This is a genomic window from Streptomyces sp. NPDC045967, from assembly GCF_056430495.1.
This window is the reverse complement of record NZ_JBWKLE010000002.1, coordinates 735,967-755,620: the sequence shown is the minus strand read 5'-3', so window position 1 is coordinate 755,620 and position 19,654 is coordinate 735,967. Positions and strand designations below refer to the sequence as shown.

The 19,654-nt window shown below is 73.7% G+C and carries 19 protein-coding genes; 9 read left to right on the top strand and 10 right to left on the bottom strand.

Annotated elements, in window-relative coordinates; genetic code table 11:
• The first annotated feature begins 546 nt into the window (after nucleotides 1-546).
• From AC07FY_RS06925 to AC07FY_RS06915, 3 genes are all read left to right on the top strand, one after another.
• Entirely contained in the window at nucleotides 547-1,089 is a 543-nt protein-coding gene (locus AC07FY_RS06925; RefSeq protein ID WP_479001515.1) for a heme-binding beta-barrel domain-containing protein, read from the top strand.
• A gap of 128 nt (nucleotides 1,090-1,217) precedes the next feature.
• A complete protein-coding gene (locus tag AC07FY_RS06920) occupies nucleotides 1,218-1,973 on the top strand; it encodes a polysaccharide deacetylase family protein (RefSeq protein WP_479001512.1) in 756 nt (251 codons plus the stop codon).
• Between the two features lie 52 nt (nucleotides 1,974-2,025).
• Complete coding sequence (locus AC07FY_RS06915) at nucleotides 2,026-2,529, top strand: FBP domain-containing protein (RefSeq protein WP_479001510.1); 504 nt, start codon at nucleotides 2,026-2,028, stop codon at nucleotides 2,527-2,529.
• A 48-nt stretch (nucleotides 2,530-2,577) separates the two neighbouring features.
• Here AC07FY_RS06915 and AC07FY_RS06910 read toward each other — a convergent pair whose 3' ends face one another.
• Nucleotides 2,578-3,117 (bottom strand): DoxX family protein, encoded by a 540-nt coding sequence (locus tag AC07FY_RS06910; protein ID WP_479001507.1) that lies wholly within the window; start codon nucleotides 3,115-3,117, stop codon nucleotides 2,578-2,580.
• A 165-nt stretch (nucleotides 3,118-3,282) separates the two neighbouring features.
• On the opposite strand from AC07FY_RS06910, the gene AC07FY_RS06905 reads away from it, so the two are divergent.
• Nucleotides 3,283-3,633 carry an ArsR/SmtB family transcription factor gene (locus AC07FY_RS06905; RefSeq protein ID WP_479001504.1) on the top strand — a complete coding sequence of 117 codons (351 nt, stop codon included), beginning with the start codon at nucleotides 3,283-3,285 and terminating at the stop codon, nucleotides 3,631-3,633.
• A 77-nt stretch (nucleotides 3,634-3,710) separates the two neighbouring features.
• A complete protein-coding gene (locus tag AC07FY_RS06900) occupies nucleotides 3,711-5,081 on the top strand; it encodes an MFS transporter (RefSeq protein ID WP_479001501.1) in 1,371 nt (456 codons plus the stop codon).
• Here the strand turns inward: AC07FY_RS06900 and AC07FY_RS06895 are convergent.
• The 3 genes from AC07FY_RS06895 to AC07FY_RS06885 all read right to left on the bottom strand — a co-directional run bounded on the left by AC07FY_RS06895 (nucleotide 5,056) and on the right by AC07FY_RS06885 (nucleotide 10,095).
• Nucleotides 5,056-7,149, bottom strand: a complete 2,094-nt coding sequence (locus AC07FY_RS06895; RefSeq protein ID WP_479001498.1) for a SpoIIE family protein phosphatase — start codon at nucleotides 7,147-7,149, stop codon at nucleotides 5,056-5,058. The genes AC07FY_RS06900 and AC07FY_RS06895 overlap by 26 nt on opposite strands.
• A 392-nt stretch (nucleotides 7,150-7,541) precedes the next feature.
• Complete coding sequence (locus AC07FY_RS06890) at nucleotides 7,542-8,540, bottom strand: Rossmann-fold NAD(P)-binding domain-containing protein (protein ID WP_479001495.1); 999 nt, start codon at nucleotides 8,538-8,540, stop codon at nucleotides 7,542-7,544.
• Nucleotides 8,541-8,661: 121 nt separating this feature from the next.
• On the bottom strand, nucleotides 8,662-10,095 hold the full coding sequence (locus tag AC07FY_RS06885; RefSeq protein ID WP_479001492.1) for a L,D-transpeptidase: 1,434 nt from the start codon (nucleotides 10,093-10,095) through the stop codon (nucleotides 8,662-8,664).
• Nucleotides 10,096-10,351: 256 nt separating this feature from the next.
• Between AC07FY_RS06885 and AC07FY_RS06880 the strand changes: the two genes are divergently transcribed.
• Both AC07FY_RS06880 and AC07FY_RS06875 read left to right on the top strand, forming a co-directional pair.
• Nucleotides 10,352-11,095 (top strand): tyrosine-protein phosphatase, encoded by a 744-nt coding sequence (locus AC07FY_RS06880; RefSeq protein ID WP_479001489.1) that lies wholly within the window; start codon nucleotides 10,352-10,354, stop codon nucleotides 11,093-11,095.
• A 76-nt stretch (nucleotides 11,096-11,171) separates the two neighbouring features.
• Nucleotides 11,172-11,387: an antitoxin MazE7 gene (locus tag AC07FY_RS06875; RefSeq protein ID WP_479001487.1), complete on the top strand. Its 216-nt coding sequence runs from the start codon at nucleotides 11,172-11,174 to the stop codon at nucleotides 11,385-11,387.
• Between the two features lie 58 nt (nucleotides 11,388-11,445).
• Here AC07FY_RS06875 and AC07FY_RS06870 read toward each other — a convergent pair whose 3' ends face one another.
• The 4 genes from AC07FY_RS06870 to AC07FY_RS06855 all read right to left on the bottom strand — a co-directional run bounded on the left by AC07FY_RS06870 (nucleotide 11,446) and on the right by AC07FY_RS06855 (nucleotide 15,849).
• Entirely contained in the window at nucleotides 11,446-12,423 is a 978-nt protein-coding gene (locus AC07FY_RS06870) for a hydroxyacid dehydrogenase (RefSeq protein ID WP_479001623.1), read from the bottom strand.
• A gap of 74 nt (nucleotides 12,424-12,497) precedes the next feature.
• Nucleotides 12,498-13,430: a carbohydrate ABC transporter permease gene (locus tag AC07FY_RS06865; protein WP_479001484.1), complete on the bottom strand. Its 933-nt coding sequence runs from the start codon at nucleotides 13,428-13,430 to the stop codon at nucleotides 12,498-12,500.
• Nucleotides 13,427-14,275 carry a carbohydrate ABC transporter permease gene (locus AC07FY_RS06860; protein ID WP_479001620.1) on the bottom strand — a complete coding sequence of 283 codons (849 nt, stop codon included), beginning with the start codon at nucleotides 14,273-14,275 and terminating at the stop codon, nucleotides 13,427-13,429. Before AC07FY_RS06860 ends, AC07FY_RS06865 begins: the two co-directional genes overlap by 4 nt.
• A 254-nt stretch (nucleotides 14,276-14,529) precedes the next feature.
• Nucleotides 14,530-15,849, bottom strand: coding sequence for an ABC transporter substrate-binding protein (locus AC07FY_RS06855; protein WP_479001481.1), 1,320 nt, complete (start codon nucleotides 15,847-15,849; stop codon nucleotides 14,530-14,532).
• Between the two features lie 322 nt (nucleotides 15,850-16,171).
• Between AC07FY_RS06855 and AC07FY_RS06850 the strand changes: the two genes are divergently transcribed.
• Nucleotides 16,172-16,675, top strand: a complete 504-nt coding sequence (locus AC07FY_RS06850) for a hypothetical protein (protein WP_479001478.1) — start codon at nucleotides 16,172-16,174, stop codon at nucleotides 16,673-16,675.
• Between the two features lie 310 nt (nucleotides 16,676-16,985).
• Here AC07FY_RS06850 and AC07FY_RS06845 read toward each other — a convergent pair whose 3' ends face one another.
• Both AC07FY_RS06845 and AC07FY_RS06840 read right to left on the bottom strand, forming a co-directional pair.
• Nucleotides 16,986-17,276 (bottom strand): hypothetical protein, encoded by a 291-nt coding sequence (locus AC07FY_RS06845; protein WP_479001475.1) that lies wholly within the window; start codon nucleotides 17,274-17,276, stop codon nucleotides 16,986-16,988.
• Between the two features lie 313 nt (nucleotides 17,277-17,589).
• The gene (locus tag AC07FY_RS06840; RefSeq protein WP_479001472.1) at nucleotides 17,590-18,000 is read right to left on the bottom strand and encodes a rodlin; all 411 of its coding nucleotides are present in this window, start codon (nucleotides 17,998-18,000) and stop codon (nucleotides 17,590-17,592) included.
• Between the two features lie 124 nt (nucleotides 18,001-18,124).
• On the opposite strand from AC07FY_RS06840, the gene AC07FY_RS06835 reads away from it, so the two are divergent.
• On the top strand, nucleotides 18,125-19,654 hold the full coding sequence (locus AC07FY_RS06835) for an AMP-binding protein (protein ID WP_479001469.1): 1,530 nt from the start codon (nucleotides 18,125-18,127) through the stop codon (nucleotides 19,652-19,654).

Genomic DNA, 19,654 nt, shown 5'->3' with positions numbered 1-19,654 from the left:
CGCAGGACGAGCGCGCAACCTGGGTCGGCAGTATCCGACGGGGCTTCGTGCGCGAGCCGAGGAGACACCCCGGAGGGGCGCCGCGGACCGCCCCACCCAGCAAGCCGCCTGCACGACCCGCCCCACACAGAGCCAAGGGCCACGCCGGGCGCAGCCGGACCCGCCAGGGGCCATCGGCCGAGCCCCGGCGCAGCCGAACCGCGAGCCGAGGAGACACCCCGGAGGGGCGCCGCGGACCGCCCCACCCAGCAAGCCGCCTGCACGACCCGCCCCACACCCGGCCAGGGGCCAGGCAGGCGCAGCCGAACCCGCAGGGTCACCGGTCGAGCCACGGCGCAGCCGAACCGCGCGAGCCGAGGAGACACCCCGGAGGGGCGCCGCGGACCGCCCCACCCAGCAAGCCGCCTGCACGACCCGCCCCACACAAAGGCAAGGCCCAGGCAGGCGCAGCCGGACCCGCCAGGGGCCATCGGCCGAGCCCCGGCGCAGCCGAACCGGTACTAGGCTGCGGCCCCGTAAGCCGCTCGCGACAGGCAAGGTGTCCACATGTTCGAGTCCCCGCAGGAGAATCCGTACCCGGACAGCCACGTCCTCGGGGAGGGACCCGAACCGCACCCGCTGCTGCGGCCCGTACTGCCCCTGCTGGGGCGCTGGCACGGTCGGGGCCGGGGCGAATACCCGACCCTGGAGCAGGACTTCCGGTACGAGCAGGAGGTCACCTTCAGCCACGACGGACGCCCGTTCCTGCGCTACGAGGCGCGCGCGTGGCTGGTCGACGCGTCGGGATCCCCGGTCCGCCCGGCGGGGCGGGAGGCCGGGTGGTGGCGGGTGACGCCCGACGCCTCCCTGGAAGTGGTCCTCGCCCATCCGACCGGCATCGTCGAGACGTACGTCGGCCGGGTGTCCGGCACGGAGATCGAGATCGAGACCAAGGACGTGGCCCTGACCCCCCTGGCCAAGGAGGTCACCGGCACCCGCCGCCACTACGCACTGGCCGGGGCCGAGATGACGGTCACCCACGACATGGCGGCGGTGGGGCAGCCGCTCCAGCACCACCTCACGACCCACTTGCGCCGCCGCCCCTCCTGACGCCGGCTGGATCACGTCAGACCCGGATCACCCGGCTGCCCGGCAGGTTCCGGCCGCCGGCGCGGCCCCGGTCTCGCATAGTCGGGGTACGCCGTGGCCGCCGCGGCGTCCTGCCGGAGGGAGAGACCGTGAGGGACCCGGGACGACGTGCCGCGCTGACCGCGCTGCTGGCAGCGGGGCTCGCGCCGGGTACGAGCGCCGTTGCCGCCCCGCTCGGAAGGGCGCCGTCCGCGCCGGACACCGCCCCACCGCCGGCGGCCCTGCTCGGCACCGAGATCCGCCGGCTGCCCACCTCCGCCGACGTCGTCGCGCTCACCTTCAACGCCGCGTGGGACGCGAGCGGGCTGGACACGGTGCTGGGCGAACTACGCCGGCGCACGGTGCCCGCCACGTTCTTCCCGACGGGCGGCTTCGCCGATTCCCACCCCGCCGCCGTCCGGGCGATGGGCGCGGCGCACGGCCTGGGCAACCACTCGTACAGCCACCCGTACTTCGAGGACCTGAGCACCGGGGAGCGGGCGCGGGAGATCACCCGCGCCGACACCGCGATCCGCAGGGCCTCCGGGGCGGAGCCGCTGCCGTTCTTCCGCTTCCCCTACAGCGCCACCACCGAGGACGCGATCGCCGATGTCAACGAACTGGGCTACGCGGCCATCGAGTTCACCACCGACACCAACGGCTATCTCGGGCCGGCCAGCGGCATGACCGTGGACGCGGTGGTCGCGCGGGCGGTGGACGCGCTCGGGCCCGGCGCGATCATCCAGATGCACGTGGGCAGCACCGGCGACAGCGTCGTCCTGGACGCCGAGGCCCTCCCCCGGATCATCGACGCGATCCAGGCCGCCGGCTACCAGGTCACCGACCTCCGCCGGTTCCTCGCGTAGGACCGAAATATCCGGATGCGCGCAGGTCAGCGGGTGCGTAGGGTCGATCCACGTGGAAGCACTCACCGAGAAACAGATCCGCTCGTCGTTCGTGAACTGCACCAAGGGCGAGGCGGCGCGGCTGCGGCTGCCGCTGGACTTCGCCGAACTGCCCTGGGAGGACCTGGACTTCCTGGGGTGGGTCGATCCGGGGGCGCCGCTGCGGGCCCACCTGGTGCTGCCCCGGGCCGGGGGCCCGGTGGGGATCTCGCTGCGCGTGCCCTCGGTGGGCCGCACCAGCGCGGTGAAGTCCAGCCTGTGCCAGATCTGCCTGACCGGGCACGCCTCCTCCGGGGTCACCCTGCTCGCCGCGCCCCTGGCGGGCGCCCGCGGCCGGGAGGGCAACACGGTCGGCATCTACGTCTGCGCGGACCTCGCGTGCCCGCTCTACGTACGGGGCAGGCGCCAGCCGAAGCTGCGGGCCGGGCGGTACGAGGAGTCCCTGACCCTGGACGAGCGGCTCGCGCGGATGTCGGGCAACCTCGACGCCTTCGTGGACCGGGTCGCCGCGGCGTGATCGGGGGCCCGGGCCCGCGCCGTGACACCAGCCGGGCCCGGACGGCCGTCACTCGCCCTGCGGCTGCTCCGCTGTCTTCGCCGCCTCCTGCGCCCTGGCCCGGCGGGTGACCACCGCGGCGGCCGCCAGCGCGCTGCCGGCGAAGGCCAGCGCGACCGTCCACGGCTGATCGAAGTGGTGGCGGGTGGCGTGGTCGACGGAGTAGCGGCCCGGTCCGGCGAGGCCGACGGCGGCCGCGGTGAATCCGAGGAAGGCCGGGTACTCGAATCCGCCGCCCTGGTTGAAGAACCCGGCGGGTGCGTGGACCGAGACGGCACCCGCCATGGCTCCGGCCGCGGCGGCGCCGGCGGCCGGTGTGGCCAGGCCGAGGACGAGCAGGGCCCCGCCCCCCGCCTCGCCCAGACCGGCGGCGAGGGCGCTCTGCCGGCCGGGCCTGAACCCCATGTGCTCCATCGCTGCCGCCGTACCCGCCAGGCCGCCGCCCCCGAACCAGCCGAAGAGTTTCTGCGTCCCGTGGGCCATCAGCACCGCGCCCGTACCGGCGCGCAGCGCCAGCAGGGCGAGGTCACGGCGGTTGATGCAGGTCATCGGGTCTCCTCACGCAGCGGATGCGGTATGCACCATCCGTATCCGCCGCGGCGGCGCCGCCCACAGTTCTGGTCGCAGATCCTCCATACGGCCGGACAGCGCCGGCAGGGTCACGGTGATCGCGCGGGCGGGTCGGCTTCGGCACGGTCCGCCTAACATGTGCACATGAGCGCAAGCGCGCACCTGGCAGGTGCACACGATTCGCAGCCGCGCGACGAGCGGCTGGCGGTCGCGGTGTCGGTGCTGGCTCTGCTCGCGGACGGCACCCGGCTGGCGCTGCTGGACGAACTCGGGCGGGGCGAGGCCGATGTGGGCACGCTCACCGAAGCCTGCGGGGCCGCCCGGCCCTCCGTGAGCCAGCACCTGGCCAAGCTCCGCCTCGCCGGGCTCGTGACCAGCCGCAAGGACGGGCGGCGCGTGGTCTACGCCCTGCGGCACGGGCACCTGCGGCGGCTGGTGGACGAAGCCCTGAGCGTCGCCGATCACCAGCTGCGCTCCCTTCCGCCGCACGACTGAGGGGCCGGCCACGCTGTTGTGCGGGGCCGGGATCCCATCACGTGCACAGGTGCGCACATGTTGGTTATGGTGGCGGGGTGCCGTCCGTCCTGCGCCACCGCACCTTCCGACGCCTTTTCACGGCTCAAGCCGTCGCCCTGGTCGGGACCGGTCTCGCCACCGTCGCCCTGAGCCTGCTGGCCTTCGACATCGCCGGGGACGACGCCTCGGCCGTTCTGGGCACCGCCCTGGCGATCAAGATGGTCGCCTACGTCGGCATCGCACCGCTGGCCGGCGCGTTGGCCGACCGGATCCCGAGGCGCGCCCTGCTCGCGGCGATGGACCTCACCCGCGCCGCGGTCGCCCTGGCCCTTCCGTTCGTCACCGAGATCTGGCAGGTATACCTGCTGGTCTTCCTGCTCCAGGCGGCCTCGGCCACGTTCACCCCCGTCTTCCAGGCGACCCTTCCCGAGGTGCTGCCCGCGGAGAGCGACTACACCCAAGCCCTGTCGCTGTCCCGGCTCGCCTACGACCTGGAGAGCCTGCTCAGCCCCGCACTGGCCGCCGCCCTGCTGGCGCTGGTCTCCTACGACTGGCTCTTCACCGGCACCTGCCTCGGTTTCCTCGCCTCCGCCGCCCTCGTCGTCGCCACCGCGCTGCCCCGGCCGGCCCCCGCCGAGCGCGCGGGCGGCACCTACGCGAAGGCAGCCTTCGGGGCGCGGTTGTTCCGGGCGACCCCCCGGCTGCGGGCCCTGCTCGCCCTCGACCTCGCGGTCGCCGCCGCCGGAGCCGTCGTCTTCGCCGACACCGTCGTCCTGGTCCGGGGCCACTTCGGCCGGTCGGCGGGAGCCGTCTCCCTGGCCCTCGGCGCGTACGGGGCAGGGTCCATGCTGACCGCCCTGCTGGTGCCGCGCCTGCTGCGGCGCCGTACCGACCGGGCCGTCATGCTGACGTCCGCCTCCGTCCTCCCCGTCGTGCTGGCCGCCGTCGCCATGCTCACCGCGACGGCGCCGGGCACCTGGTCGTGGTGCGGGGTCCTGGCGGGGTGGGCCGCGATCGGCGCCGCCTCCTCGGCCGTCCTGACCCCTGGCGGACGGGTGGTGCGCCGCTCGACCGCCGACCCGGACCTGCCGTGCGCGTTCGCCGCGCGGTTCTCCCTGTCCCACGGCTGCTGGCTGCTCACCTATCCCCTGGCCGGCGGGCTCGCCGCCGGGGCGGGACTCCCGGTGACGGCCCTGATCCTCGCCGGCCTCTGCCTGGCGGCCTGCGCGGCCGCCGCGGTGCTCTGGCCGGCCGGTGATCCCTCCCGGCTCGAACACGTCCATCCCGACCTGCCGCCGGACCACCCCCACCTCGCCGGCGCGCAGCGCGCGGCGGACGGCTGGCGGCACGGGCACCACTACGTGATCGACCGGCACCACCACCGCTGGCCGGCCCCCGGCCTCACAGCGGTTTCGCGCGGGCGATGACCAGGGCGACGTCGTCGTGGTCGTCCGGTCTGCGCAGGGTGTCCAGGAGCCGGTCGCAGGTCTCCTCCAGTGGCCGGCTGGTGTCGGCGAGCAGTTCCAGCAGCACGCCGAGGCGCTCGTCGATGGGCTGGTCCCTGGTCTCGACCAGCCCGTCCGTATACAGGACCAGCTGGTCACCGGGTTCCATGCGCACGGAGGTGACCTCGAAGGGTACGCCGCCCACGCCCAGGGGCGTGCCGGTGGGCAGGTCCAGGAGCCGGGGTGCCCGGCCGGACCGGATGAGGACCGGGGGGAGGTGGCCGGCGACGGCGATCCGGCATTCCGAGCTGTGGGGGTCGAACACGGCGTAGACGCAGGTGGCGATGGTCTCCTCGAGGCCGTTGGTGGTGCGGTCCAGCTGTTCGAGGACGCGGGTGGGGTCGAGCGACAGCCCGGCGAGCGTGCGGGTGGCGGTGCGCAGCTGGCCCATTCCGGCGGCGGCGTTGATGCCGCTGCCCATGACGTCCCCGACGACCAGGACGGTGGTGTCGTCCGGCTGGGCGATGGCGTCGAACCAGTCCCCTCCGATCTCGCTGGTGGCCGCGGCGGGCCGGTACCTGTAGGCCACCTCCAGGCCGGGGGTGGGCGGCGGGTGGTGCGGGAGGAGGTGGTGCTGGAGGGCGAGGGCGGTGTGGTGCGCGTTGCGGTACCAGCGGGCGTTGTCGATGCACACGGCGGCGCGGGCGGCCAGCTCACCGGCCAGGATGATGTCGTCGTCGTTGAAGGGCCGCTGGTTGCGGGTCCGCTTGAGGTCGAGGGCGCCGAGGACCTCGCCGCGGGCGATGAGCGGCACGGCCAGGTACGAGCGCAGCCCGGCGCGGGCCAGCAGGGCGGCCGCGTCGTCGTCACGGGCGATGCGGGAGATGTCCCGGGCCTGGACGTGGGCGACCAGGACCGGATGGCCGGTGGTCACGGACTGGGTGACCAGCCGGTCCGCCTCGTAGCGGGCGATGTCGCCCGGCGGGTCCGCTGCCCGGACGGCCTCGTTCGGGTAGGCGGACGCCACGGCCAAGGCCCGGAACACCGCCGGTTCGTGGGCGGACGACTTCAGGCTGGGGCGGCCTTCGAGAACGGAGTCGAGGATGTCGACGGCGGCGACGTCCGCGAGCTCGGGCACGACGACGTCCGCGAGCTCCCGGGCGGTCTGGTCGAGGTCGAGAGTGGTGCCGATGCGGACGGTGGCGTCGGCGATCAGGGCGAGGCGCCGACGGCTGTGGGCGATCTCCTTGGCCGCCTGGTGGCTCTGGGTGACGTCCACCACCGAGGTGGCGAGGCCGAGGACCCGTCCGCCGGCGTCCTCCAGCCGGTAGTACGAGATGGACCACGCGTGCTCGTGGTGGTCGTCGCCCTGCGTGTGCCCCGCCGTGAACTGCTCGACCAGCGGCGTACCGGTGGCCAGCACCTGGCGCATAGCCGCCTCGACGGCTGCCGCGTCGTCGAGGAACGACAGCGCGTCGCGGACGCCGCGCCCGATGTGCGCGGCCGCGGGGAGCCCGTTGATCCTCTCCAGCGAGGGATTGACCAGGACATAGCGCAGGTCCGTGTCCAGGACCGCCAGCCCGATGGGGGACTGGGCGACGAGCCGGGCGGACAGGGCCAGGTCCCGCTCCAGGCGGCGCAGGCGGGTGCGGTCGGTGGCGATGCCGAGCGCGTACAGATCGCCGTGCTCGTCGAGCAGCCGCATGTTGCGGAACTCGACCTGCCGCGTGCTGCCGTCCTTGTGCCGGATGGGGAACGCTCCGGCCCAGTCCCCGGCGCCGCCCATCACCCGGGCGAAGAGCTCCAGGACCAGGTCCACATGGTCCTGGGACGCCAGCAGGCGTGCGGCGGGCCGGCCGAGTGCCTCCTTCGCCGCCCATCCGAACAGCTGCTCGGCCTGCGGGCTCCACAGGGCGACGCGCCCCTGGGCGTCCAGGACGACCGCGGCCACGTTCAGGACGTCGAGGAGCCCGCTCGGCGGGGACACCCCGGGCGTGCCGCGCCCGGCCGTCTCCGCCCCTCCTCCCCCGAAGGCTTCGCTCGCATCCATCCCAGGCGCTCCCTTCCGGCGCGGCTCCCTTCATGTTCCCCCGAAATGCGTCTGCCAGCCCTCCGGCCTCCTCTTCCGGGGCCGGGAGACGGCAGGGGAAGGTGCGGGAGGTGCGGCCGGGGTGGCCCGCCTGGAGGCCCGGATGCCGACCCGAAGAGCGGCCGCGACCGCGCCTCGCACTCCGTCCGCCGGGCGGCGGGGCGGCGGGGCGGCCCGGCGGACGGACGGCCGGGCCGGGGTGCGGGCCGTGACCCGGCCGGACAGCGCGGGGCCCCGCCCGCCCGCGCGCACAGGGCCGGGCGGGGCATGCCTCCGGGGCCCGCGGGCAGGGGCAGCGTACGGGGCACGGCCTGGCCACCTGGCCGCGACGGGGCCGTGCCTCGGCGGACGGGCTACCGCCGGAGAGCCGCCAGCGCTGCCAGGAGTTCGCGTTCGCGGGCCGGGGTGAGGCCCGCGCGGCGGGGCCGGGCGAGTCCCTCGGCCCGCTCCCACTGCAGGGTGTCCGCCAGGAGGTCGCGCCGCGCACGGTGCCGAAGGCCGGCGGCCGCGGCGGCGGCGCCGCTGCGCGCGCAGAAACCGGCCCACTGCGGGTCGGCCATCCACATGGCGATCGACTCCGGGCCCATGAACTCGGAGAGCCCCTGTCCGAGCAGCCAGTCGCGGGCGGCCGGTACCACGGGGCCGGTGTGTCCGCCGAGCTCCCTGGACAGCGCCAGCCACTCCCCGAAGGACATCCGCGGGCCGACGGCGTCGTAGGTCCCGGTCGTCTTCTTCTCCGCGCAGTCGAGCAGCCACGCCGCGAGGTCCCGCACGTCGACCGCCTGGGTCGGGACGTCCAGCGGGTCCGGCACCAGCATCGGCGCCAGCGGGTCCCTGGCCGCGCGGGCGACCCAGTAGCCGGTCCGGCCGCTGTGGTCCCCGGGACCGCCGATCAGTCCGGCTCGGGCGATGAGGAGCCGGTCGCCGAGCGCGGCCGCCGCGGCCCGTTCACTGGCCACCTTGGCCCGTCCGTACTCCTCGCGGCCCAGCTCGTCCGCCGTCGCCGCGGGCAGCAGTTCGGCCGTCTCGTCGTCGCCCGGCCGCGCGTGCGAGGCGTAGGCGCTGACGGAGGAGACATACGTCCAGTGGGCGGCCCGTCCGCCGAGCGCCTCCAGGGCGCCGCGGACGAAGCCGGGCTGCCAGGACACCTCCAGGACGGCGTCCCAGTCCCGGCCCGCCAAAGACGCGTACGCCGCCGCCTCGCGCCGGTCAACGGCCACCAGCGCGGCCCCCTCGGCGACGTCACCGCTCTCACCTCGGGCCACGCACGTCACCCGGTGCCCGCGTGCCACCGCCTGCCGCGCTATCTCGCGGCCCACCCACGCCGTTCCGCCCAGTATCAAGGTCTCCATCGACCCACCCCAGCACGGGAGTCGGCCTGCGGCCAGGGCTTTCACCGAGAGCGGAGTCGCCTGGAGCCGCGGTGCTCCGGCGGCGCGGGCCCGCCCTCGGCGTCAGCGGCGGGACGCGGGCTCAGGTCGTGGGGTGCAGGCGGGCCGGGGTGAGCGGGGGCGCTCCGTGTCGCGGGGCGTCGGCGGAAGCCAGCGCGCTGCCGGCCAGCCAGCTGCCCCAGTCCAGGTTCCAGTCCCCGATGCCGTTGTCGAAGGGGGACATTTGCTCACCTCCGCTGTTGACCACCTCGACGACGTCCCCCTCGCGCACCGTCTCGAAGAACCATGCGGCGTCCTCGGTGCTCATCCCCGTGCAGCCGTGGCTGACGTTCGCCTCGCCCTGCGCCTCGACCGACCAGGGCGCGGCGTGGACGTACTCGCCGCTCCACGTCACGCGGGTCGCGTAGCGGACCGCCAGGTCGTAGAACTCCTTGGTGCCGCGGCTGATGCCGACGGTGTCGCCCCGCATCCGGACCTTGGGCTCCTTGCGCAGCACGACCTTGATGCCCTCGCGCGTCCTGAACCCGGGCTTCCCGGTGGTGACCGGGATCGTCCTGATGATCCGTCCGTTGCGGCGGACGGTCATCTGGTGGGCGGCGGAGTCGGTGAGGGCCTCGATCCGGTCCCCGACGGCGAACTCCAGCGGCTCGGACGGCCCGCCGTAGCCGAGGCCGCCGACCCGGACCCCGTCGAGACCGCTGCGGACGCGGACCACGGTGTGCGCGGGCCAGTAGGTGCGCGGCCGGTAGTGGAGTGTCGATGCGTCGACCCAGTGCCAGGCGCCCTCGACCTGCGGTTCCGAGGTCACCTGGAGCGCCTGTTCCACCCGTTCGCGGGCCAGGGGGTCGTTGGCGGGCACCGGGTGGCTCAGGTCGGCGGTGACGATCTGTCCGGCGCCGTACGTCCCCGGGCGGGGGCCGAACTCCGCTGTCACCCGGTCCCCGCCGGCGGGCGCGGCCGTCTTGAAGGCCATGGTCACGCCGACCGGGTTGCCGGCCGCGTCCTGGGCGCCGACCTGCACGGTGTAGGTCTCCCCCGCCCGCAGCGGCTCGGTGTTGACCCAGCGTCCGCTGTCGGGGCCGAGCGTCCCGGCCAGGTGCCGGCCGTGCCCGTCCGTCACGGTGATGTCGGTGAGGCGGCCGGGTTCCGCGAGGGTGATCTCCAGCGGCGCGTCCGCGTCCGTGGCCGGCGCGGCCCCGGCGCCGCCCGAGGGGTCCACCAGGACCGGCACCTTCAGGACGGTGCCGCTGCCGCGGGCGGTGGCCCGGACCCGCTCCTCCCGCCAGCCGGCGCAGAGCCCGGGCCGTGAGGTGTGGACGGCGCACCGGCCGCCGCCGGTCCGCGCGCCGTCGTCCACCGCCCGGCCGACGAGCAGGGTGACGGCGGCCTCCCGGTGTCCGCGCCTGGCCGCGTGCTCCGCGGCGTCCGCGTCGGACGCCCGGCCCGGCGCGGCCGCCGCCACCAGCATCGCTCCGGTCACCGCGGCCACCACGCCCCACGCCTTGGTCGATTGCATTCGTCGCCCTCCCAGATCGCACACGGCCGATGGCAGTATCAAAACGATCGGGAGCCAAAATGATGATCATGACGTCGGCTCTGCGTCCGAACGGGCACCCAAGAAGACTCGTACGGAGCACACGCCGGGCGGTGGGCCCCCCGGGATCAGAGCTTCCGAGGAACGGCATGCCCGCGCTCACCGCGTGGTCCGGTCAGGGGCCGCCCCGCCCCGGTGACGGCACTCACGCCCGTTCCCGGCACCATAGGGTGCAGGCGTGAACAGACACATATCCTTCGAACGCCTTCACAACTTCCGTGACTTGGGCGGTTATCAGGCCGCGGACGGCTCGACGGTGCGCTGGGGCCGGCTGTTCCGCTCCGACTCCCTGGGCAAGCTGCGGGGCGAGGACTGGGAGCGTTTCCTCCAGCTCGGCGTCGGGGCGGTCATCGACCTGCGGTACGGGTGGGAGATCGACGCGAAGGGCCGGGTGCCCGAACACCCCTCGTTCGTCCACCACCACCTCAGCATCGAGCACCGCCCCTACGACCAGGCGGCACTGGGCCCGGACATCGAGACCGGCCCCTATCTCGCCGAGCGGTACATGGAGGTCGCCCACGACGGCGTCGGCGAACTGCGCGCGGCCCTGGAGCTGATCGCCGCCCAGGACAGCCCGGTGGTCTTCCACTGCGCCTCCGGCAAGGACCGCACCGGTCTGCTGGCGGCCGTGGTCCTGGCCCTGCTCGGGGTGGCCGAGGAGGTCATCGTGGAGGACTTCGCCCTTACCGGCCTCGCCACCGGCCGGCTCCTCGCGGACTGGCGGGCGGACCACCCCGGCCGGGAACCCCGGTGGCCCGGCTACGCGCAGGCCCCCGCCGAGGTCATGACCCTGTTCCTGGCCGCGCTGACCCGCGAGCACGGGTCCGTACGGGCCTACGCGGCCGACCTGCTCGGCGCGGACGAGCAGCTGGTCGCGGCCCTGCGCGCGAACCTGCTCGAACCCGCCCGGCCACTCGGCTGAGAGCGGGCCCGCGCTCGGGCGGTGGGTGAACCGCCAACCACCCCCGCCCGCACCGCGGACGGCGCATACTCGGACCATGGCTGACACCACCACAGTCGAGGTCGACACCGAGGTCCACGACCGACTCGCCGCGCTCGCCGCGGCCCGTGGACTGAGCCTGCGCGCGTACCTGGCGGAACTCGCCGCCGCGCAGGAGAACGAGGCGGGCCTCGACCGCGCCGCCCGCGCCTTCGAGGCGGCGGTGGCGCGGCCCGGATTCCGCTCGGGCTTCGCCCGCGACTTCACCGCCTGAGGCGGCCGATCCGCCGTCCGGGCCGGCCGGGCCCGGTCCCGTACGCCGGTCGCCCCGGTCACGCCGAGCGCAGCAGCTCCTCCGGGCCGACGCCGTGGGCGAACGGGCGGCCCTGTGCGTAGCGTTCGACCTCGTCGACGGCGCCTTGCGCCATGCGCGCCAGCTCGTTGCCGAGCGAGCCCGCGATGTGGGGCGTGAGGAGCACGTTGGGCAGGGTGTAGAGGGGAGAGCCGGCCGGCGGTTCCTCGGGCTCGGTGACGTCGAGGACGGCGTGAATGCGGCCGGTCCGCAGCTCGGCGACCAGGGCTTCGGTGTCGACGAGGGAGCCGCGTGCGGTGTTGATGAGGGTGGCGCCGTCGGCGAGCCGGGCGAGCAGCTCCGCATCGAACATGTGGTGCGTCTCGGGGAGCTGCGGGGCGTGGATGGAGACCACGTCGCTGCGCGGGACGAGCTCGTCGAGCGGCAGGGGGCGCACACCGAGGGAGGCGGCCTCGGCCGGGCCGACGTACGGGTCGTACAGCAGGACGTCGAGGTCGAAGGGGCGCAGCAGCTCGATGACGCGGCGGCCGATGCGGGAGGCGCCCACGATGCCGACGGTGCGCCCGTGGTTGCCGTGTCCGGCGAAGTACGGCAGGAGGTCGTAACCCGACTGCTCGCGGCGGTAACGCCGGGCGCTCTCCAGGACCCGCTTGTTCGCGAACAGGATGGCGGCGAGGGTGAACTCGGCGACGGGTCGGGCGTTGGCGTCCGCCGCGGAGGAGACGGTGATGCCCCGTTCCCAGACGGCCGGGGTGACGTGGTGCTTGACCGATCCGGCGGCGTGCACGACGGCCCGCAGCGCGGGAAGTCGGCGCAGCGCGGCCTCGTCGAGGAGCGGGGAGCCCCAGTGGGTGAAGAGGACCTCGGCGCCGGCGAGCAGCTCCGGGTCGGCGGCCCGGTAGTCGGTCACGAGCAGCGCGGGGTCGGTGTCCGCGACGCGCGGCAGCCTCTCGAGCGCGGCGGCCTCCAGGAGGGTGCGGTGGATGGGGGCGCCCATGGCGAGCAGGGTGCGCGGGAGTCCGGACGCGGTGGGCTGCTCGGGTCGCGGTGCGGACGCGGTGGTCGTCACGTTCACTTCACCGCGCCCGCGGTCAGGCCCGAGCGCCAGAAGCGCTGGAGGCAGAGGAAGGCCACGGCGAGGGGCAGGACCGAGACCAGGGAGCCGGTGATGAGCAGGGCGTACTGCTCGGGGTACTGGCTCAGGGTGGCGTTCCAGTTGAACAGGCCGAGGCCGACCGGGTAGAGCGCGTGGTCGTTGAGCATGACCAGCGGGAGGAAGAAGTTGTTCCAGCTGCCGGTGAAGGAGAAGAGGAAGACGGTGACGAAGGCGGGCGCGAGCATCGGCAGGGCCACGGAGCCGAAGATGCGCAGTTCCCCGGCGCCGTCGACGCGTGCCGCCTCGAGGGTCTCGGCCGGGACGTACCCCTCGGAGAAGATCCGGGAGAGGTAGACGCCGAAGGGGCTGACCAGGCCGGGAAGGAGGATCGCCCAGTAGCTGTTGACGATGCCCGCCTTCGAGGCGAGCAGGTACATGGGCAGTGAGACGACGGTGGCGGGGACCAGCAGGCCGAGGAGGATGAAGCCGTACAGCTTCTCCTTGCCGCGGAAGTCGTAGGTGTCGAAGGCGTAGCCCGCACCGAGGCTGAGCAGGGTCGAGGCGAGGGACCCGAGCACGGAGTAGACGAAGCTGTTGAACAGCCAGCGCCCGAAGATGCCGTCGTTGTACGCGAACAGGTCGCCGAGGTTGGCGAGCAGGCTGAAGTCTCCGAGGGTGAAGCCGGGCTTGCCGAAGAGGTCGGCGTTGTTCTTCGTCGCGGCGAACAGCAGCCAGGTGAGCGGCATCAGGGTGTAGAGCGCGGTCAGGACGAGGAGGCCGCCCACCGCGGCTTTCGAGGCGAGGATCCGACCGCCGGCGCGCGGACGGCACGGCGGGTGCGGGGGGCGGCGGCGCGGGGGGCCGCCGGGCGCGGGGGGCGTGGTCTTGTCCACGGTGAGGGTGCTCATGCTTCCTTCCACCGGTTGCCGAGCCGGGTGACGACGAAGGACATCAGGGCGCCGAGCAGGGCCAGGACGAGCGAGGCCGCGGCGGCGAGCCCGTAGTCGTGCTTGTTGAAGGCGGCCTGGTAGATGAACATCGTCGGGGACCACTCGGGCGACAGGCCGGTGGCGTCGTAGCGGAAGGTCTCCGGCTCGGTGAACAGCTGGATGGCGCCGATGCAGGTGAACAGCGTGGTGAGGACCACCGCGGAGCGGATCATGGGGAGTTTGACGGACAGGGCGGTGCGCAGGGCGCCGGAGCCGTCGACGATCGCGGCCTCCAGGGTCTCGCGGGGGATCGCCTGCAGGGCCGCGTAGAAGATCACCATGTTGTAGCCGATCCACTGCCAGGCGGTGACGTTGACCATCGAGAAGAGGATGGCGTCATCGCCGAAGAAGTCGATGCGGGCGCCGGCCCGGTCGAGGAACTGGTGGATCGGGCTGAGGCCGGGGGTGTAGAGGAACACCCAGATGATGGTGGCGATCAGACCGGGTACGGCGTGCGGCAGGAAGGCGGCCAGCTGGAAGAACCGCTTGCCGCGGGCCAGGGCCGAGTCGATGAGCAGGGCAAGGACCAGGGCCCCGCCGATCATGACGGGGATGTAGAGGGCGCAGTACACGGTGATGTGCAGGAAGCCCGCCTGCAGGGCGGGGGCGGTCAGGGCGCGGACGTAGTTGCCGAGGCCGCTGAAGTGGGTCTGGGTTCCGCCGAAGCCGAGGCCGGAGGACTGCTCGCGGTAGAGGCTCAGGTAGGCCGCATATCCGATGGGCGCGACCATGACGGCGAGGAAGAGCAGGACGAAGGGTCCGATGAGCAGGGCCGCGGCGGTGCGTTGGCCGCGCCTGCTCCGGCCGGGGCGCCGCGTGCTGGTGGAACGCCGCGTGCTGCCGGGGTGCCGCGTACTGCTCGGGTGCCGCGTGCTGCTGGGGGCGGGCGGTGCTGTCACCGGGGCACCTCCTGGGCTGGGGACGGACGGGGCGGGTCGGGGGCGTGGGCGGTGCGCGGGCGGGTCCCGGCGGCGGGCCGCGCTGTGTGGCGCGGACGCGGAGGGGCCGGGCCGGCGGGCTACTTCGCGAGCTTCAGACCGCGGTCGGCGATCAGCTTCTCGGCCGTGGCCTGCGCCGTGTCGAAGGCGGCGGCGAAGTTGCCGTCCCGGGCCCTGGCGAGGGCGGCGACGAGCTCGACCGAGGTCGCGTTGTGGACCGGACTCCAGACCCAGCCGGTGGCGATGCGCGGGACCTGCTCGGAGGCGGTGGCGTAGATGTCCTGACCGCCGAAGAACGTGGTGTCGAAGGATGCCTTGGCGCTCTCGCGGAGCGCCTCGCCGGCGGGCAGGGCGCTGGAGGTGCCCGTGCTCAGCCGCGCCTTGACGGCCTCGGGGCTGGTGGTGGCCCACGTGATGAACTCGGCGGCGGCCTCGGCCCGCCTGCTGTCCTTGATGATGGCGAAGGACGAGCCGCCCACCATGCCGATCCTGCCGTCACCCCAGCCGGGAAGGGCGACGGAGGCCCACCTGCCCTCCTGCTCGGCCTGCTCTGTCTTCAGGCCGCCCGCGCTCCAGGAGGCGCCGAGGCGGGTGTACACCTTGTTCTCGGCGGCCGCCTTGGTCGACTCCGGGCTCCACGCCTTGTGGTGGAAGACGAGGTCGTTCCTGACCAGGTCGCCCCAGTACTCGGCGACCTTCTTGGTGGCGGCGTCGTTGATGTTCACCTTCCACGCGTCGCCCTCGGTGCCGTACCACTTGGCGCCCGCCTGCTGGGCCAGACCCGCCCAGGTCGCCGCCTCGTCCCCCCAGAACGAGGTGATGCGCGCCTGCGGGTCCACCCTCTTGATCTCCTCGGCGGCCGTTCTGAACTCCGCCCAGGTCGTGGGCACGGGGATCTTGTGCTGTTCGAAGAGGTCCTTGCGGTAGTAGAGCATCTGCGGGCCCACGTCGAAGGGCGCGGCCCACTGCTTGCCGCCGAGGGTGACCAGGGCCCGCACCTGCTCCGGCTGCTTCTTGACGGTGGGTCCGAGGAGCTTGGAGGAGTCGGCGAGCAGCCCCTGGGTGACGAGGTCGGGGACGGCCTGGTACTCGACGTTCATCACGTCGGGGCCGTTGCCCGCCTTCACGGCGGCGGCCAGCTTGTCGTAACCGCCGGCCTGGCCGGCGGGCACCTCGGCGAACGTGACCTTGACGGTGTCGTGACTGGCGTTGAAGGCCTCCGCCGTCTGCTTCGTGCCAGGCATCCAGGACCAGTAGGTGATCTCCACCGGCCGGGCGGCGGTGCCGCCGGCCGTGGCCTTTCCGGAATCCCCGCCCCCGCAGGCGGTGGCCAGAAGCCCCAGGGCGGTGAGGGACGCGGTGGCGGCGGCTGCGCGGAACGAACGTGAAGTGCGCGTCATGGCACGGCTCCTACGAGGCGTCGTACGGAAAGGAGTGGGGCGAACGGGCACCATCGTTTGTCCGAAACCGATCACAGTCAAGGGTGAACGCACACAACAATCAGGCAGCGAGGCCGTTTTGAGGCAACACCGATCGATACGCTCAATACGTTCACCCCAAGGAGCTCCATGCAGCCGCAAGGGCGGCTTCGAGCCAGTCGTTGAGCTGCACCTGACAATTCAAGGTCCCTGTGCCACGCTCCGTGGCGCACTCCCGCGAGGCCCCCGGGGCTTCGCATCCCCCCTCGCATCACCCCACAAGGACGTGGCAAGGAGGAGCGACATGAGGCACATCCCCATGCTCACCGCACTCGCCGCACTGGCGGTCTCGGCAACCGTCGCCGGTGCCCCGGCGTCGGTCGCGGCAGGACCCACCGCCGACCAGAAGGCGGACGGCGTCATCGTGGTCGCCGGCAACACCTGCACCTGGACCAACGCGAGCACCAGCGCCGTCCCGCCGAGCGCCCTCACCGTCGACCGCACGACGATCAACGCCCCCGGCGGCAATCTCGCCTGCAGCGGCGGCATCACCGCCACCCTCAACAACAACCCCGCCTTCACCTTCGACGACGCCGGTGCGGTGGCGAGGACCGACGCCATCGACATCACGGGCAGGCAGAGCTTCATCTCCTGCCGGTACAAGGCGACGAACCTGGTGTGGGACCGCGACGGGACCACCCGCAAGTACATCAACCGGGCCTTCACCGCCGGCAAGACCTCGGGCAGCTTCCTGTGTCCGGGCTCGGTCACCACCCCGGCCGGGGACGCCTCCATGCTGTTCCACTGAGCGCGGGCCGCCCCCCGGGCCGTGCCCCGTCCGGCGCGCCTGCCAGACGGGGCGCGGCCCCCTCGGCCTCCACGGCCGGCGACCGCCCCACCTCCCACGGCAGCCTGCCCACCGTCATCTCCGGCACCGACGTGCCGTCCACGGTGGTCCGCCCCGGCCGGCACTGCTAGGTTGTGAGCTTCCCCAGCGCCGACGCCGCCGGCTGGGCCCACCGGAGTCGGTGATCCGGAGCCTGATCGAGTACGCGGGCCGGTGCGCGCCGACTACGGGGTGTCCGCCGACGGCTCCTGAAAGGCTGCGCCGGCGGGTTTCACTGCCGTCGGCCCGCCGCGCCCGTTCCGCTTTCCGGCGCGATCAGGGCCGTCAGCCCCGGGTCGAGTTCGGATCCGTCGACCAGGACGGCCTCGACCGTGCGGGTGTCCGGGTCGATATCGGCCTCCATCCCCTCCCCGACGTAGCGCGGGTAGCCGGAGGCACCCGTCCTGCCGGTCGCCTCGACCACCGCCGAGCGCAGGGGGTGGTCGGCCTGGGGGGCTCCGGTCCGGTTCTTGACGTGCTCGGGTACCAACAGGATCTCGAAGCGGTGCGGCTCGGTGGTCATGGCCCGACGCTAGACACCGGGGCTCCGGGCATGCAAGAACCCGCGGGCTCCGCGGGGAGCACGGCGGGCAAATGTCACGAGGTCGGCTCTGTGGGGGGCCGGACGGCCGCTTCCCGCACGTCCCGTTCACGCCGCAGAGCCTCTCGCCGGCCCGGCGAGAGGCTCTGAGACGTGAGGACCGGTGCCCGCCCCGGGCGGCCTCGGGGCCGCGGGGGCGCCTGCGCGGGAGTGGATCCGCCGATCCGGAGGCGCAAGCCGGGGCCCCGTGGGCACTCGCGCGGGCGTCCGGGGCCCCGACTCGAAAGGGGGAGCGTCAGCTGCCGGCCGACAGGTTGCCCGACAGGATCGGGATGTTGCTGAGGATGTGCGAGAGCGGCTCGTCACCCTTGGCCTGGGTGGAGTTCTCGGTGCACTGCTGGTTCATCGGGTTGGACAGGACGTTGATGTCCTGGACGCCGACGTTGACGAGCGCGACCAGCGACTGGGCGTTGACCTTCACCGGCAGGCCGATGCAGGGCTTGTTCAGGGTGCCCTGGACCAGGCCGAGCTGCGGGCTCAGGTCACCGTGGGTCTTCTGGTTGCCGTAGACCTGCGAAGCACCGTTGCCGTTGACCGTGTTGATGCCGTTGTCGTTGCCAATGGCCATGGCCGGGGCGGCCAGAGCGGCGCCCGCACCGACGATGGAGGCGGTGGCGGCGGCGGTGGCCATAATCTTCTTGATCATCAGAGGTCCTTATGTTGCACGAGTGCACGGTGGTGAGCGCCTTGATCAACGGCCGGCCGGGCCGCTGGTTGCGGGAGTTCACCCGAACAGCCCCCTGGAGGGGGCCGGAGAGGCAGGTCGCGCGGTGGCCGCACGGTACGTCACGGAACTGACAGGCGCGTTGGAGCGGTACGCGGACCGTCCCGCCATCGGAGCCGGGCCCCTGGTCCTGTCCGGCGCGGACGTCCTGCGGGAGACCCACCGGCTGGCCGGGGTGCTCGCGGAGGAGGGGATCGGCCGCGGATCCGGGCTGGCCTGCGTGGCGGGCCGCAACCGGCCCGAGGTCCTGCTGGTGCGGCTGGCCGCGCACGTTCTCGGGGCGCGGCTGACCCAGGTCGTCACCGGGCCCGCGCTGTACGGACTGGAGTTCATCCTGCGCGACTGCCGGCCGGACCTGGTGCTGCACGACACCCCGGTACCCGCCACGGGCACGCCCCGGCTGGACCTGGAGGAGGTGCTGCGCCGCGCCGCCGGCCGGGATCCCGCGCCGGTGGAGATCCGCGCGAGGGAGGAGGACGTGGCCCGGGTGACCTACACCGGCGGTACGACCGGCCTGCCCAAGGGGGTGGCCTCCACCTTCGGGGCGATGGCCGCGCGCAACACCGTACGGCCGCCCGACTGGGCGGATCCCGTCTACCTGTCGGTCACCTCGCTGGCGCAGCGCTCCGGCGGGCGGTCCCTGGAGCAACTGCGGGCAGGGGGGCGGGTGGAGGTCCTGGACCCGTTCACACCGGGGCAGTTCGCCGCGGCCTGCCGGCGGCTGGGACGGGTGTCGACCTACCTGACGACCTCGATGGTGTACCGGCTGCTGGACGACCCGGAAACCGCCGCGGGCGTGCCGGGTCTGGAGGCGGTCTCGTACGGGGACTCGCCCGTCCTGCCCGCGCGGCTGCGGGAGGCGGTGACCCGCTGGGGCGGCCGCTGGCAGCAGGGCTACGGCATGAACGAGGCGGCGGTGATCTGCCGTCTCACGCCCGCGGACCACATCGCGGCGGTGGACACCCGCCCCGAGCTCCTCGCCTCGGTGGGGCGGCCGGTGGCCGGAGTGGAGATCGAGGTGCGCGACGCGGACGGCGCCGCGGTGCCCGCCGGGCGGACGGGTGAGGTGTGGATGCGCTCGGGGGCGATGATGGCCGGCTACTGGGGCCGGCCCGATCTGACGGCCTCGGCGCTGCGCGGGGGATGGCTGCGCACCGGGGACCTCGGCCACCTCGGCGACGACGGCTACCTCTACCTGGACGACCGGGTGAAGGACGTGGTGATGGTGGACGGGGACAACGTGTACTGCGTGCCGGTGGAGGCCGCGCTCGCCCGGCATCCCGCGGTGGCCGAGGCGGTCGTGGTCGGGCGGCACAGCAACCTGACCGGCGAGGAGGTGTGCGCCTTCCTGGTGCCCGCGCCGGGGTGCACACCCGGCGCCGGAATCGCGGACGAAGCCTGTGACCTGGTGGAACGGGCCCTGTCCCGGGCACACCGGCCCACCGCGGTGTTCTGGGAGCGGGCGATCCCGCTCACCGGGCGCGGCAAGCCGGACAAACGGCGGCTCCGGGAGCGCGCGGCGGGCGCGGGCGGCGGGCCGGACGCACCCGTAGGCCGGGAGGGCGGCGGTTGTTAG

Bases quoted from the DNA above. Each gene is read 5' to 3' on its own strand.
- AC07FY_RS06925 (WP_479001515.1), top strand. From the start codon at position 547: ATGTTCGAGTCCCCGCAGGAGAATCCGTACCCGGACAGCCACGTCCTC.
- AC07FY_RS06910 (WP_479001507.1), bottom strand. From the start codon at position 3,117: ATGACCTGCATCAACCGCCGTGACCTCGCCCTGCTGGCGCTGCGCGCC.
- AC07FY_RS06905 (WP_479001504.1), top strand. From the start codon at position 3,283: ATGAGCGCAAGCGCGCACCTGGCAGGTGCACACGATTCGCAGCCGCGC.
- AC07FY_RS06895 (WP_479001498.1), bottom strand. From the start codon at position 7,149: ATGGATGCGAGCGAAGCCTTCGGGGGAGGAGGGGCGGAGACGGCCGGG.
- AC07FY_RS06890 (WP_479001495.1), bottom strand. From the start codon at position 8,540: ATGGAGACCTTGATACTGGGCGGAACGGCGTGGGTGGGCCGCGAGATA.
- AC07FY_RS06885 (WP_479001492.1), bottom strand. From the start codon at position 10,095: ATGCAATCGACCAAGGCGTGGGGCGTGGTGGCCGCGGTGACCGGAGCG.
- AC07FY_RS06875 (WP_479001487.1), top strand. From the start codon at position 11,172: ATGGCTGACACCACCACAGTCGAGGTCGACACCGAGGTCCACGACCGA.
- AC07FY_RS06870 (WP_479001623.1), bottom strand. From the start codon at position 12,423: ATGGGCGCCCCCATCCACCGCACCCTCCTGGAGGCCGCCGCGCTCGAG.
- AC07FY_RS06865 (WP_479001484.1), bottom strand. From the start codon at position 13,430: ATGAGCACCCTCACCGTGGACAAGACCACGCCCCCCGCGCCCGGCGGC.
- AC07FY_RS06855 (WP_479001481.1), bottom strand. From the start codon at position 15,849: ATGACGCGCACTTCACGTTCGTTCCGCGCAGCCGCCGCCACCGCGTCC.
- AC07FY_RS06850 (WP_479001478.1), top strand. From the start codon at position 16,172: ATGAGGCACATCCCCATGCTCACCGCACTCGCCGCACTGGCGGTCTCG.
- AC07FY_RS06845 (WP_479001475.1), bottom strand. From the start codon at position 17,276: ATGACCACCGAGCCGCACCGCTTCGAGATCCTGTTGGTACCCGAGCAC.
- AC07FY_RS06840 (WP_479001472.1), bottom strand. From the start codon at position 18,000: ATGATCAAGAAGATTATGGCCACCGCCGCCGCCACCGCCTCCATCGTC.